General features: G+C 58.2%; 16 protein-coding genes. 9 read left to right on the forward strand and 7 right to left on the reverse strand.

Features of this window, described 5'->3' with window-relative positions:
* The first annotated feature begins 23 nt into the window (after positions 1-23).
* The 4 genes from HMPREF2787_RS02530 to purE all read left to right on the forward strand — a co-directional run bounded on the left by HMPREF2787_RS02530 (position 24) and on the right by purE (position 3,277).
* Positions 24-881 (forward strand): biotin--[acetyl-CoA-carboxylase] ligase, encoded by an 858-nt coding sequence (locus HMPREF2787_RS02530; protein ID WP_070858298.1) that lies wholly within the window; start codon positions 24-26, stop codon positions 879-881.
* A gap of 6 nt (positions 882-887) precedes the next feature.
* A complete protein-coding gene (locus HMPREF2787_RS02535; protein WP_070858299.1) occupies positions 888-1,349 on the forward strand; it encodes a YdbT family protein in 462 nt (153 codons plus the stop codon).
* Between the two features lie 30 nt (positions 1,350-1,379).
* On the forward strand, positions 1,380-2,669 hold the full coding sequence (locus HMPREF2787_RS02540) for a 5-(carboxyamino)imidazole ribonucleotide synthase (RefSeq protein ID WP_083326634.1): 1,290 nt from the start codon (positions 1,380-1,382) through the stop codon (positions 2,667-2,669).
* A 131-nt stretch (positions 2,670-2,800) separates the two neighbouring features.
* The gene (gene purE / locus HMPREF2787_RS02545; protein WP_070858325.1) at positions 2,801-3,277 is read left to right on the forward strand and encodes a 5-(carboxyamino)imidazole ribonucleotide mutase; all 477 of its coding nucleotides are present in this window, start codon (positions 2,801-2,803) and stop codon (positions 3,275-3,277) included.
* A gap of 24 nt (positions 3,278-3,301) precedes the next feature.
* Here the strand turns inward: purE and HMPREF2787_RS02550 are convergent, their stop codons facing one another.
* From HMPREF2787_RS02550 to rpmB, 7 genes are all read right to left on the reverse strand, one after another.
* Positions 3,302-4,912, reverse strand: a complete 1,611-nt coding sequence (locus tag HMPREF2787_RS02550) for an FMN-binding glutamate synthase family protein (protein ID WP_070858300.1) — start codon at positions 4,910-4,912, stop codon at positions 3,302-3,304.
* A gap of 53 nt (positions 4,913-4,965) precedes the next feature.
* Positions 4,966-5,691, reverse strand: coding sequence for a TIGR03089 family protein (locus tag HMPREF2787_RS02555; protein WP_070858301.1), 726 nt, complete (start codon positions 5,689-5,691; stop codon positions 4,966-4,968).
* 54 nt (positions 5,692-5,745) lie between these two features.
* Positions 5,746-6,681, reverse strand: coding sequence for an AEC family transporter (locus HMPREF2787_RS02560; RefSeq protein WP_070858302.1), 936 nt, complete (start codon positions 6,679-6,681; stop codon positions 5,746-5,748).
* A 165-nt stretch (positions 6,682-6,846) separates the two neighbouring features.
* Positions 6,847-7,098, reverse strand: coding sequence for a 30S ribosomal protein S18 (rpsR, locus tag HMPREF2787_RS02565; protein ID WP_005511410.1), 252 nt, complete (start codon positions 7,096-7,098; stop codon positions 6,847-6,849).
* Between the two features lie 14 nt (positions 7,099-7,112).
* Positions 7,113-7,418 (reverse strand): 30S ribosomal protein S14, encoded by a 306-nt coding sequence (rpsN, locus tag HMPREF2787_RS02570; protein ID WP_005511414.1) that lies wholly within the window; start codon positions 7,416-7,418, stop codon positions 7,113-7,115.
* 3 nt (positions 7,419-7,421) lie between these two features.
* A complete protein-coding gene (gene rpmG / locus HMPREF2787_RS02575) occupies positions 7,422-7,586 on the reverse strand; it encodes a 50S ribosomal protein L33 (protein ID WP_005511413.1) in 165 nt (54 codons plus the stop codon).
* 3 nt (positions 7,587-7,589) lie between these two features.
* Positions 7,590-7,826 carry a 50S ribosomal protein L28 gene (gene rpmB / locus HMPREF2787_RS02580; protein WP_016423274.1) on the reverse strand — a complete coding sequence of 79 codons (237 nt, stop codon included), beginning with the start codon at positions 7,824-7,826 and terminating at the stop codon, positions 7,590-7,592.
* A gap of 474 nt (positions 7,827-8,300) precedes the next feature.
* On the opposite strand from rpmB, the gene HMPREF2787_RS02585 reads away from it, so the two are divergent.
* The 5 genes from HMPREF2787_RS02585 to HMPREF2787_RS02605 all read left to right on the forward strand — a co-directional run bounded on the left by HMPREF2787_RS02585 (position 8,301) and on the right by HMPREF2787_RS02605 (position 12,729).
* Entirely contained in the window at positions 8,301-8,567 is a 267-nt protein-coding gene (locus tag HMPREF2787_RS02585) for a type B 50S ribosomal protein L31 (protein WP_005511390.1), read from the forward strand.
* Positions 8,568-8,588: 21 nt separating this feature from the next.
* The gene (gene rpmF, locus HMPREF2787_RS02590; protein WP_005511439.1) at positions 8,589-8,762 is read left to right on the forward strand and encodes a 50S ribosomal protein L32; all 174 of its coding nucleotides are present in this window, start codon (positions 8,589-8,591) and stop codon (positions 8,760-8,762) included.
* Positions 8,763-9,002: 240 nt separating this feature from the next.
* Positions 9,003-9,695 carry a response regulator transcription factor gene (locus HMPREF2787_RS02595; protein ID WP_005511429.1) on the forward strand — a complete coding sequence of 231 codons (693 nt, stop codon included), beginning with the start codon at positions 9,003-9,005 and terminating at the stop codon, positions 9,693-9,695.
* A complete protein-coding gene (locus HMPREF2787_RS02600) occupies positions 9,695-11,251 on the forward strand; it encodes a sensor histidine kinase (protein ID WP_070858303.1) in 1,557 nt (518 codons plus the stop codon). Before HMPREF2787_RS02595 ends, HMPREF2787_RS02600 begins: the two co-directional genes overlap by 1 nt.
* A 158-nt stretch (positions 11,252-11,409) precedes the next feature.
* The gene (locus tag HMPREF2787_RS02605) at positions 11,410-12,729 is read left to right on the forward strand and encodes a S1C family serine protease (RefSeq protein WP_070858304.1); all 1,320 of its coding nucleotides are present in this window, start codon (positions 11,410-11,412) and stop codon (positions 12,727-12,729) included.
* The last annotated feature ends 8 nt before the right edge of the window (positions 12,730-12,737 follow it).

Consider the following 12,737-nt stretch of genomic DNA (forward strand, 5'->3'; position numbering starts at 1 on the left):
GCCATGGCGCTAGACTGCTGTGCATGACCGACCCCAGAATTGTTGCTTCCCGCAAGTCTCTTGACGCCACGCGTGTGCGCGCAGCCGCGCCGGGCTGGAGCTCCATTGAGGTTGTCGAAACCACTGGTTCGACCAACGCCGATCTTCGGAAACAGACGGCACTGGGGCAGGCGGCAGATTTAAGTGCGCTCATCGCCTCAGAGCAGACCGCAGGTCGCGGTCGACTGAGTCGTAGTTGGACGGCCCCGAAGGGTGCGTCCATTGCACTCAGCGCGCTGCTGCGCCCGGAAGGCCTCGCGCCGGAGCAACTGGGTCTGTTGCCGTTAGTCGCGGGCCTCGCAGTTGTCGATGCGGTTGTGGACGTTGCGGGTCTTGCGCCTGAACGCGTTTCCCTGAAGTGGCCGAACGATGTCCTGGTTGACGGTCGTAAGCTCTGCGGAATTCTGGTGGAGGCTGCTTCGCTGGCACCACCAGCGCTCATTCCGGGGATTGGCATCAACGTTTCTCTGCAGGAAGATGAGTTGCCTGTGCCGCACGCCATTTCGCTATACCTGGCGGGAGCGGAAAACCTCGACCGCGATGACATCTCAGCTGGTGTGCTGCGTGCGCTGGGACGTCGTCAAGCACAGTGGCGAAAGGGCGATGCTGAGCTGCTGCGGGACTACGAAGCGGTGTGCGCGACCATCGGTTCGAACGTGCGCGTGGAGTTGCCGGGGGATCGTGTGCTGGTGGGCAAGGCGGTTGGCGTGCGTGCCGACGGCGAATTGATCGTCACCGATGAAGCTGGCACAAGTCACTTTGTTGCGGCCGGTGACGTGTTCCATGTTCGTGCCACTGATGGCGGCTATGCGTCCCCGCAGACTGATTCGGAGCGGAGGTAGTGCTGGATGGCCTTTCCCGATGATGAGTTGGACACGCGCGAGGCAATTCTGCTGGACACCAATCCAACTTTTGGTCGGCTGGTGTGGCCGCTCTTGGAGCTCATGGTTATCACTGGCGTCTGCTGGTTGCTGATCGGTTTTATCGACGGCCCTGCGATTGCCCCGGGAGATCTGCAAGGTGTGCGTCAGCTGCTGCTCTTCGCGTGGCTGGGGCTTATTCTCTGGCGTGTTGTTCGTCCGGTACTAAGTTGGCTGGGGGAGCGGTTTGTACTGACTGATAGGCGAATTATTCTGCGACGTGGAATTCTGCGCCCGCAGGTGGTCTCGATTGATCTACGTTCGGTGCGCGCGGTCAATCGCAAGGGCGGCGTGCTGTATCTGCAGACCCGCAGTTTCGGCCCGCCACTGGCTGTGGAAGATATTCCCAGCTCCCGCAAGGTGGCTAAGTTGGTCTCCCGGTTGACTTAGAATCTTGGGTCATAACCTACAATCAGGGGTGTGATTGCTTCGGATACCCCTGAAAACTCCACTAATTCCACTTCTGATTCCGCTGCAGCGCTAACTGCTGCGCAGCATCCCGCGCATGCTGATGGCGTGCCGGTTGTGGCGGTGATTGGTGACGGTCAGCTGGCTCGCATGATGCAGACTGAGGCCATTGAGCTGGGACAGTCCATCCGTTTGCTCGCCGGTTCCCCGGATGCTTCCGCAGCGCAGGTGTGTGCGGACGTTATCATCGGCGACTACCACGTCTGGGAGGACGTTGAACGCGCTGTCGCTGGTGCGCAGGCCGTGACTTTCGACCATGAGCACGTTCCCACCGAATTCCTCAACAAGCTGACCGAGATGGGCTACTCGGTTCAGCCTCAGCCGTCGGCGTTGCTGTACGCGCAGGATAAGCTGCTGATGCGCCAGCGCTTGGAGGAACTGGGCGCTCCGGTTCCGGCCTACGCCGCCATCGAGTCCGTTGAGGATGCCGAGGCCTTCTTTGACCGCGTTGACGGTGCCGTCTGCCTGAAGGCCCGCCGTGGCGGTTACGACGGTCACGGCGTGTGGTTCCCGAAGGGGCACGAGGATTTGCGCACGCTTGTCGACGAACTGTTGGGCAAGGGCGTGCCGCTGATGGCCGAGCGGAAGGTCGCGCTGGTTCGCGAGCTGTCGGCCATGTGTGCGCGCACGCCTTCGGGTGAGGTCAAGGCCTGGCCGGTCCTCGAGTCTGTGCAGCGTGACGGCATCTGTGTTGAGGCAATCTGCCCGGCGCCGGGGCTTTCCGGCGAGCTTGCGAGCGCGGCCGAACAGCTCAGTGTGAAAATCGCTTCCGAATTGGGCGTCACCGGCGCACTAGCAGTTGAGCTGTTCGAGACCGTCGATGACCATGGCAACCCGGAGATCTACGTCAACGAGTTGGCCATGCGGCCGCACAACACTGGTCACTGGTCACAGGACGGCTGCGAGACCAGCCAGTTTGAGCAGCATCTGCGTGCAGTTGCTGACATGCCGCTGGGCTCCACTCGCCCGACTGCGCCGGTGACGGTGATGGTCAATACGCTTGGTGGCGATGAGGCCTCGGATGTGCCGATTTCGCAGCGCTTTGCTGAGGTATGGCGCCGCTTCCCATCGGTGAAGATTCACTGGTACGGCAAGGATTGGCGCCCAGGACGTAAGCTGGGTCACGTCAACCTGTGTGGTTATGACGCAAGCTCGGAGGGCATCACGGAGACTCGTCGAATTGCCAACCTTGCCGCTGGTTACATCGTGGATGGCGTGTGGGCCGACGGCTACACGGCATAAATCTAGCGCTTCATAAGAACCAGCGCTGTTAAAAACTAGATTGCTATCTCAAGGAGACAACATTGGCTGAAGCAAACCAGGTGCCAAGCCCGAAACTGGCAAACGCAACCGGTCCGCTGGTCGGTCTGATTATGGGATCGGACTCGGATTGGCCGACCATGGAGCCGGCCGCTCAGGTCTTGGCTGAGTTCGGAATTCCGTTTGAGGTAGGCGTGGTCTCTGCACACCGCACTCCGGAACGCATGATTGATTACGCAAAGTCCGCCGCTGACAAGGGCTTGCGCTGCATCATTGCTGGCGCCGGTGGCGCTGCGCACCTGCCGGGCATGGTTGCCTCAGCCACTCCGCTGCCAGTGATTGGTGTGCCACGTGCACTCGAGAACCTGGAGGGCGTCGACTCGCTGCTGTCGATTGTTCAGATGCCGGGCGGCGTTCCGGTGGCAACCGTCGGCGTGGGCGGCGCTAAGAATGCTGGCTTGCTGGCTGTGCGTATTCTCTCGGCTGGTTACCCGGAGCTCATTGTGGCGATGGAGAACTACCAGGCCAAGATGCGTGATGAAGTCCTGGCAAAGGACGAGCGCCTGCGCAAGAAGTTGATGGGCGAGTAGTGCGTCCAGCCAGCTCGCCGCGAACTATCCACGCATATGAACTGCAGGGTAGTGGAACGTGTCCGGGTCGGCGGTCTCCCAGGCCTCGGCCCAGTTGTGGAAACGGGTGCCGCTGAGCAACTCGCCCGGCTGCAGCCAGTTGTAGAGCTCCGCGTAGGTCTCACCAACCTGCTCATTTGTACGCCGCAGCAGGTGGGACGGCCCCAGCTCAGAGAAGCTATTGAGACCCATCGATGCCAACAGGCTAGCCGCTTCTGCGACCGTGGCATTGTGATAGTTGGCCACACGCTGACCCTTGTCGTCGACATCCAGAGCCTTCCACAGACTCGGATCCTGGGTAGCCACACCCACCGGGCAGGTGTTGGTGTGACATAGCTGAGATTGAATACAGCCGGTGGCCATCATCATGCCGCGAGCTGAGTTCACAAAGTCAGCGCCAATACACATGCGCTTAACAATGTCGAAGCCAGTAATGACCTTGCCGGATGCACCGAGCTTGATCCGATCGCGGAGACCGGCACCTACGAGCGCGTTATGGACGAGAATCAGGCCGTCGGTAAGCGGCAGGCCAACGCGGTCGGAGTATTCCAGCGGCGCGGCACCGGTGCCGCCTTCAGCGCCGTCGACGATGATGAAGTCCGGTGTGATGTTCTCTTCCAGCATGGCCTTGCACACGGCAAGGAACTCGAGCTGGGAGCCAACACACAGCTTGAAACCGACCGGCTTGCCACCATTGAGCTCACGCATGGTGCCCATAAATCGAACAAGTTCACGCGGGGTGGAGTAGACACGGTGGTACGGCGGGCTCATGACGCCCTTGCCAACTGGCACGTGGCGAGTAGCGGCAATCTCCTCATTGACCTTGTGGCCTGGCAGCATGCCACCGAGTCCTGGCTTTGCCCCCTGGCTAACTTTCAGATAGGTAGCCTTGACCTGCGGAATCTTAGCCTTTTCGCGGAACAGCTCCGGATCGAAGTCGCCATCCTCCGTACGCGCCCCGAAGTAGCCGGAACCCAGCTGCCAGTAGATGTCCGCACCGTACTTCAGGTGATAAGGGCTGATAGCGCCCTCGCCAGTGTCCTGCACGAAATTGCCCAGTTTCGCGCCCTTATTCATTGCCATGACAGCGTTAGGGGACAGCGAGCCAAAACTCATGGCTGAAATATTGAAGATAGACGCGGAGTATGGCTGGGTGCAGTCCGGACCGCCAATATCTACGCGGGGATCTTCGATGACGTGCTGGCTCGGTGCCATGGAGTGGCGGACGTATTCGTAGCCGGGGGCGTTAATTTTGCGTTCAGTACCGAAGGACTTTTTTGATGACAGCCCCTTCGCACGCTCGTAGACCACGGTACGAGTATCGCGGTCGAATGGTGCGCCGTCGAAGTTGCGCTCGATAAAGTACTGCTGCATCTCGGGGCGAATGGTCTCGCCCAAGTAGCGCAGATGGCCGATGACCGGGAAGTTCCGCAAGATGGAGTGCTTCTTTTGAAGCATGTCATAGATAGCCACAACATCCAGGAAGAGGATGAAGGCCATCAGAATCCACCACCATGGGCTCAAATCCCATACAGCCAGTGCGCCCAAGACGTTGATGAGGGCGAGAATCGCAAGAATATATGGTCGGGTAATCACGGTTTCCAGGTTATCGCGACTACCTAGAGCGCTTCTCGGCGGGACAGCCGCGACTAAATCACACGGGCTTTTTCGGCCGTAGCGATAGCAGCGACACGCTCGCTATCGCCCTCGCGCACGACGACAGCAGCACCTCCCTGACCCCAAATCGACAGCACATTACGTGCCCATCTATCTCCGCTGACCTGCGAAGAATTGGAGTCCAGCCAGCCCTCGGAAACAATGCGGGAACCGGGTGTGAGCTGCATCTCTTCAGCGTAGCCACCAGCTAACGAAAGCAGTTCTGCAGCAGACTTTTCCCCAATAACGGGGGTTTGATCGGAATCGGGTCCGGAACCCAGGTACGCATCAGGGTGGAAACGGACTTCCGGACCGAAGTCAATGACTCCCGGTGGAATATCATCACCGCATTCCACGACACCTCGGCCAAAGGGGTCGTCGGTAAGCACTGCGATATAGGCGTCTGGGAACTTCTCTTCCCACGTGCTGACGTTAGTGACGGTGGTAAAAACAACCAGCGGTTCCTCATCACTAACGGTGACACCAGCGCGCTCACAGCCAAGAATGATACAGGCGGACTGCCAGATTAGTGGTAGATCAATCCATGCCTGGTCCCCGGCGACGAGGTCGAACTCATCGTGCAACATGTTGGCAATCTTGCAGGCCCAATTGTCCAGGGTCTGCGCCGACAAATCGGTACGACCGCCAGTAGTTTCGTCATAACAGGTCAAACGAGGCACCGATGGGTCGGCCTCGAGAAGTGTCTTCAGAATCTCCACGTCTCCAAGGGTAACGAGAATTGCGCGATGCCGTCGGCGTAAAGACCTAGCCACCTAACTCAACAGCAGGGTGAACAGCAGAACCGTCGGCAAGCAGGCGATTGTCGTAATGACGCCGCAATCGCGTGCCTGCTCAAGGTTCCGGCCGAAGCGGGATGCGAATGTGTAGACATTTTGAGCAGTCGGCAAACCGGCGATAATCACGGCTGCCAGTAGCGCATGCCCGCTGAGTCTAAAGACGAAATGGCCGAACAGCAGAGCGAGCGCTGGATGGAGGAAAAGCTTCAGAGTCGACGCCACTACGACGGCGCGACGAGGGGAGTGGCCTGCCTCCATGAACGGCATACCATGCAGGCTGATACCGAAGGCCAGAAGTGCCATAGGCACCGCCGCCTGCCCCAATAGCCCCACCGGATGCGCCACGAACTGAGGTACTTCGATATCAAACGCATTAATCGCAAGCCCCACCATCGCTGCCAGAAAAATAGGATTTTTCAGCGGAGCCATGATGACATTGCGCGGTCGAAAGCGACCGCGGTTAGTGAGGATCTCCAGCACCGTCATGGAAGCGGGCGCATAAAAAGCAATCTGAAAAATAAGGGCCGGGACGACGGCGGTAGCGTCGTGAAGTACTGCGACCGCGATGGGCACACCGAGATTAGCGACGTTGTTGTAACTTGACGACATCGCGCCGACCACAGCATCAGCGCCGCGCTGTTTGAACATGGGTGCCACAAAGATTCGGTAGCACGCCGCCGTGGTCAAGGCAGACAGTGCCGCGACACCAAACGCCGAACCGAGGATGTTCGCCGAATCCGCCGTCGCGAGCGTGTGCGCGAGCATGCACGGCATCGCGATCCAGAACACGACCATGTTCAGGGTGAAAGATGCCCGCTTATCGACGATCTCACTGCGCCCAAACAGCCAGCCAACAATGATCAGTACTGCGACGGAACCAAAGCCGGTGAATATTTCGGTGAGAGCGGGCATAAGTGCATATTTTAGACAATAAAAAACGAACCCAATCCAATCCCCTCGGTGGGGAAGGACTGAGTCCGTTTTACGCTGTTATCGCATGTATCGTCATGCGGCCAGCGCGTAAATAAGGCCTTTCGGCGGGTATTCGAATGATCGGCTCCCGCCGACCAGCCATCTTTAGCGGCTGGTGAACGGCAGGAGTGCCATCTCGCGGGCGTTCTTCACAGCGGTAGCGACCTGGCGCTGCTGCTGCGGAGTCAGACCGGTGACGCGGCGAGAACGAATCTTGCCACGGTCAGAGATGAACTGGCGGAGCAGGTTAATGTCCTTGTAATCAACCTTCTCAACGCCTGCGGCCTTGAGTGGGTTCTTCTTCGGGCGGCGGGACTGCTCCATCCGCGCCTTCTTGTTAGAGTGATTGCGCTTCATTGGTGCTCCTCGACTTACCAGCTGGACTTACGGACGCCCGGGAGTTCGCCACGGTGGGCCATCTCACGAACGCGGACACGGGACAGACCGAACTTGCGGAGGTAGCCGCGCGGGCGACCATCTGCAGCGTCACGGTTGCGGACGCGAATCGGGGACGCGTCACGCGGCTGACGGTTCAGCTCGTACTGTGCGTCCATGCGCTCTTCGTCAGTGGAGTGCGGGGACTTGATGATGCGCTTCAGTTCAGCGCGACGTTCTGCATAACGAGCGACGATTTCCTTGCGCTGCTCGTTCTTGGCAATCTTGGACTTCTTAGCCATGAATTAGCGCTCCTCGCGGAATTCGACGTGCTTGCGGACAACCGGATCGTACTTCTTAATGGTGATACGGTCCGGGGTGTTGCGCTTGTTCTTACGGGTCACGTAGGTGTAACCGGTGCCCGCAGTGGACTTCAGCTTGATGATTGGACGAATGTCATTACGTGCCATTTTTTAGATCTTCTCCCCACGTGCACGAATCTGAGCAACAACAGCCTCGATACCGTACTTGTCGATGGTCTTCAGACCCTTCGGGGACACATTCAGAGTGATGTGACGCCCCTCAGAGGCGAGGTAGAACTTCTTACGCTGCACGTTGGGGTTCCAACGGCGCGACGTGCGCCGGTGGGAGTGGGACACGGTCTTGCCGAAAGACGGCTTGCGTCCCGTAACCTGGCAAATCGCCGACATAGGGATTCCTTTGCTTCCTTGCCGCCCAATGCCGACATCACTGGTGCGCCACGCCGGATTATTGAGTAACCGAGGATTCCACCTGGCCTTTTCCGGGGCGCTGCCCATTGACACTCGACGCTGAGCGCGTAAACGAATAACTAGACAACAGCGAGAGAACAGTTTACACACGAGTTGCGGGATAACCTAATCGCTGTTCCACTGTGGTTTTCGTGGCGCAACTCTCTAATGCCGTCATAAAGTTCGTGCTTGTTGACGGGCTCCCGCTTGACGACGGGCGTTAGTGCAGGGGCCTTTTTTAATTTTCGGGCTAGAGCCTGTAATATTCCATCGAGTGTCACACGCCGGTTTGTAGAAATATTGACCTGGTGCGTGTCATTGTAAGTCGTGTTCGTACCCAACTCAGGCACGATTCTCCCGCTGTTAGCTGGGTGAAAGCGACCTGAAGTTCAATCCTGAGGGAAACGAGAATTAATGAAGAAGGACATCCATCCTGATTACCACCCGGTGGTTTTCAAGGACGCAGGCACGGGTCACTCTTTCCTTACCCGTTCCACCGCCACCTCCGACCGCACTGTCGAGTGGGAAGACGGTAACGAGTACCCGCTGATCGTCGTTGACGTCACCAGCGAGTCGCACCCGTTCTGGACCGGTGCTCAGCGTGTCATGGACACCGCTGGTCGCGTCGAGAAGTTCCAGCGTCGTTACGGTAACCGCATTCGCCGCGCGAAGAAGAACTAAGAATAGGAGGGGAATAAGAAAATGGCAGTACCAAAGCGTCGCATGTCGCGTGCTAACACCCGCGCTCGCCGTTCCCAGTGGAAGAGCAACAACGTCGCTCTCCAGGAAGTCAAGGTAAACGGCCGCGTCTACAACGTTCCTCGTCGCATCGCCAAGGCTGTTCAGCTCGGCCTGGTTGACGTCGAGAAGTTCTAACGCGCATCTTTAAGGATGCTGACAACGTTCCTCGCTGAACCGCGGAGCGCCTCGAGCGCCCAGAGCGCGTTCAGTGTGTAAGGAACAGTTGATAAAGAGCTCTTTAAACCTCACCCCATCGCTTGTACTTGGCGATGGGGTGAGGTTTTTGATTTCTATGCCCAGTTTTTGCGAGCTCTCTCACGAAGAATCTGTGTCACATTTACACTTACCTTATATTTTCAAGGCACAATGGGCAGTATGAAGATTTTGGTAGTTGATGACGATCAAGCGGTACGCGAAGCGTTGCGGCGATCGTTGACTTTTAATGGCTACACGGTCGAGCTCGCCGAGGATGGCGCAGAGGCCTTGGAAAAGATTGCCAAGGATCGTCCGGATTTAGCCATTCTGGATGTCATGATGCCGAAGCTCGACGGCCTCGATGTTTGCCGTCGGCTTCGCAGCGAAGGCGATGATTTGCCGGTCATGATGTTGACTGCACGTGATTCGGTCTCCGAGCGCGTAGCTGGTCTTGATGCCGGCGCAGACGACTACCTGCCTAAGCCTTTCGCATTGGAAGAGCTACTCGCTCGTGTGCGTTCACTCCTTCGTCGTTCTGCTTTGGAAGTGCCTGCGATGGAGGATGCCGCAACTCTGCAGTTTGAGGATCTCTCCCTTGACCCGGAAACTCGTGAGGTCTTCCGCGGTGAACGCCGCATTAGTCTCACTCGTACAGAATTTGCGCTGCTGGAATTGCTGATGAGCAACCCTCGGCGTGTACTCTCCCGTACCGCCATTTTGGAGGACGTCTGGGGATATGACTTCCCGACGTCCGGCAATGCGCTTGAGGTCTACATTGGCTACCTGCGTCGCAAGACTGAGGCAGAGGGAGAGCCGCGTCTGATTCACACCGTGCGTGGTGTCGGTTATGTGATGCGGGAGACCGCACCGTGATGTTGCGCCGTCGTCGTTCGACCGGCGGTGGCGTGCAATCAGATCAGCGTTCCGCCACCGAGGTCACTCCTGGACAAGGTGCCGGTGAAAAGCAAGAGAAGTCCGCGGATGCTGAGAGGACGGTAAGGGAGCCCCTCGTTGATCTGCCCCGGAGTTCGCGTATCCCTTCACTGCGTTGGCGGCTGACCATTTTGACGGCGCTCATTGTGGCGATGTCTGTGGGGCTGATGACGTTGGCTGCGTTTTTTACTGTGCAGGCAACGCTGTACCGCGAAGTGGATAGTAACCTCCGTAGCCAGGCGGAAAAACTGCTTATGTCCCCGTATGCGTCGGAGTTTGCCATTGGTCCCTCTTTTGAGGCGGACTCAAACAGGATTCTGAACCCCGATTTGGACGCGGTGTACTTTGCTCACGGCAGTGTGGCGGGTAAGGGCGGCGGCTCAATCTCTATTGGTGGCCCGGAACTCGCAGTGTTGCGAGGGAATCGACAGGAATCGATTCGTACCGATGAGTACAACGGCCGTCGTGTATATGCCGTCCGCGCCGAAGATGGTGCGACGCTGATTCTCTCGCAGGACTTGAACTCGACGCAGTCAGTCTTGAAATCGCTCGGTGCAGTGCTGCTGAGTATTTCTGCTATCGGAATTCTCTTCGCCATCGGATCAGGTATTACTGTGGCAACAACTGGTCTGCGTCCGGTCACTCGGTTGCGCATTGCCGCGGAGCGAGTAACGGAGACCGATGAGCTGCGCCCAATCCCCGTGGAGGGGGACGATGAGCTTGCACGCTTTACTCGCAGTTTCAACGAGATGTTGGCTGCACTTCAAGCATCGCGCATTAAGCAGGCGGAGCTGGTCGCAGATGCTGGTCATGAGTTGAAGACTCCGCTGACGTCGTTGCGAACAAATATTGAGCTGCTGATGATGGCCTCCCGCTCGGGAGCGGCAATCTCGGATGCGGATCGCGCGGATTTGGAAGCTGACGTCATCGCACAGCTGGAAGAGTTGTCGACATTGGTTGGTGACCTCGTTGATTTGGCACGCGAAGATGGCCCGCAACAGGTTATTGAGCATGTCGATGTCGATGAGATCATTTCCACGTCGTTGGCGCGTGTTGAACGTCGTCGGCCGGATATCACTTTCGACGTGCAGACTACTCCGTGGTATGTCTACGGGGATCCGGCGGGGCTTGGCCGCGCAGTTTTGAACTTGATGGACAACGCTGCAAAATGGTCGCCAGAAAATGGCACCGTGCGGGTTCGTCTGACGCCCCTCAGCGAGGTTGTCGCTGAGTTCACGGTGGCGGACTCGGGGCCGGGAATCCCGAAGGAAGATCGTCACAAGGTCTTCGAGCGTTTCTACCGTTCCATTCAGTCACGGTCTATGCCTGGATCCGGCCTGGGGTTGGCCATTGTGAAGTCAGTCATCGTCCGACACGGGGGCACAATTACTGCCGATGAATCCGAAGATGGCGGTGCTTTGATGCGGGTGACGCTGCCGGGCAGCCCGTACAGCGGAAGAGATGAAGACTCCGATTCAGCTCAAGAGCCTAGCTAGAAACGCATAGCCCCACGTCAAAGTCGATGTAATCCCCGCTGCGTGCGGCCTTTTAAGGAAGTGCGTGGCGGGGATTAGGTGTTTCATTCGGGGAATTATCGGCGAGACCGCAGACTGCTCTCAGCCAATTGTTAGACAGACAGTGCAAGGTATTACGTATGAGCAACTCTTTCAACGATTCCTCGCGAGGAGATGAGCGGGGACACTACTCCTCGCAATCTCACACCTTCAGCGAGAACCGTGCCATGGGGGATGCTGGTGAGACAAGCCAGTTTTCTGTCAATGAGCGCGGCTGGGAGAATTCCCACTACAACACCATCCCGTCTCAGCCGAACGGCGCTTACGGAGGCGGTTCAGAGTGGGACGTTGCGGCCAATCAGCAGAAGACGAAGGGTGCCCAGGGGGCTAAGGGCATGGGGGCGCTGGCAGTCGCTGCCCTAATGCTGTGCTCGGCCGGTATTGGCGGCGGTGTCGGCGCATGGGTAGTTCACAACTCGCAGTCGTCGGCCCCCGCGGACAATGCGCTGGATAAGCCTGCGGAAACCCGCCAGGTAGCAGCAGCTGAGGGGTCCGTGGAGAAGGTCGCGCAGAAGGTCCTTCCCAGTGTCGTCTCCATCACCACTGCCTCGGAGCGGGGCACAGCGTCGGGCTCAGGGTCCATTCTGTCGTCCGACGGTCTGGTCCTGACGAATAATCACGTCGTCGCAGGCGCTGGCCCGGACGCACAAATGGAAGTCTTGCTGGCCGACGGCACGACGCACCCGGCAACTCTGGTTGCAGGGGATGCAGCTACTGATATCGCCGTTATTCGAATTGAAGGTGTTAACGGGCTGCGCCCAATTTCACTGGGCAATTCCTCGCAGGTCCAGGTTGGCCAGGAAGTGGTGGCCGTTGGCTCGCCACTGGGACTGACCTCCACTGTCACACAGGGCATTGTCTCCGCCAAGAATCGTCCGGTCACCGCCGCGGGTGAAGACGGTCAGTCTTCGGTAATTGATGCAATCCAGACCGACGCGGCGATTAATCCGGGTAATTCCGGTGGAGCGCTAGTGGATATGGAAGGCAACCTTATCGGTGTGCCCAGTGTGATTGCCTCTAACAGTGCGGGATCGGAGCAAGCGGGCAGCATTGGCCTTGGTTTCGCTATTCCGGTTAATCAGGCTCGTCGCATAGCGGAAGACCTCATTGATTCCGGTAAGGCCCGGATGCCTGTCATTGGTGCCCAGATTGATTCGCGTCCGATTGCACGTGGTGCACTGGTGCGGGAGGTAACGCCAGGCGGCCCAGCTGACAAAGCGGGACTGAAAGACGGTGACCTGATTACCAAGGTTGATGACCGCACACTTGACAACGGCGTTGCGCTAATTGCGGCTATCCGCTCGCATCGGATCGGGGATTCTGTCACACTTACAGTTACAGATGAGCGAGGCGGCAACGAGCGAACAGTCGATGTCACCTTGGCAGAAGCTCAGGATTGATAAGCAGC

It is taken from the genome of Corynebacterium sp. HMSC061H03 (assembly GCF_001838215.1).
GTDB lineage: Bacteria > Actinomycetota > Actinomycetes > Mycobacteriales > Mycobacteriaceae > Corynebacterium > Corynebacterium jeikeium_D.

Excerpts from the sequence above, each read along its gene's own strand:
- HMPREF2787_RS02530 (WP_070858298.1), top strand. The coding sequence starts at position 24 with ATGACCGACCCCAGAATTGTTGCTTCCCGCAAGTCTCTTGACGCCACG.
- HMPREF2787_RS02535 (WP_070858299.1), top strand. The coding sequence starts at position 888 with ATGGCCTTTCCCGATGATGAGTTGGACACGCGCGAGGCAATTCTGCTG.
- purE (WP_070858325.1), top strand. The coding sequence starts at position 2,801 with ATGGGATCGGACTCGGATTGGCCGACCATGGAGCCGGCCGCTCAGGTC.
- HMPREF2787_RS02560 (WP_070858302.1), bottom strand. The coding sequence starts at position 6,681 with ATGCCCGCTCTCACCGAAATATTCACCGGCTTTGGTTCCGTCGCAGTA.
- rpsR (WP_005511410.1), bottom strand. The coding sequence starts at position 7,098 with ATGAAGCGCAATCACTCTAACAAGAAGGCGCGGATGGAGCAGTCCCGC.
- rpsN (WP_005511414.1), bottom strand. The coding sequence starts at position 7,418 with ATGGCTAAGAAGTCCAAGATTGCCAAGAACGAGCAGCGCAAGGAAATC.
- rpmG (WP_005511413.1), bottom strand. The coding sequence starts at position 7,586 with ATGGCACGTAATGACATTCGTCCAATCATCAAGCTGAAGTCCACTGCG.
- rpmB (WP_016423274.1), bottom strand. The coding sequence starts at position 7,826 with ATGTCGGCGATTTGCCAGGTTACGGGACGCAAGCCGTCTTTCGGCAAG.
- HMPREF2787_RS02585 (WP_005511390.1), top strand. The coding sequence starts at position 8,301 with ATGAAGAAGGACATCCATCCTGATTACCACCCGGTGGTTTTCAAGGAC.
- rpmF (WP_005511439.1), top strand. The coding sequence starts at position 8,589 with ATGGCAGTACCAAAGCGTCGCATGTCGCGTGCTAACACCCGCGCTCGC.
- HMPREF2787_RS02595 (WP_005511429.1), top strand. The coding sequence starts at position 9,003 with ATGAAGATTTTGGTAGTTGATGACGATCAAGCGGTACGCGAAGCGTTG.
- HMPREF2787_RS02600 (WP_070858303.1), top strand. The coding sequence starts at position 9,695 with ATGTTGCGCCGTCGTCGTTCGACCGGCGGTGGCGTGCAATCAGATCAG.
- HMPREF2787_RS02605 (WP_070858304.1), top strand. The coding sequence starts at position 11,410 with ATGAGCAACTCTTTCAACGATTCCTCGCGAGGAGATGAGCGGGGACAC.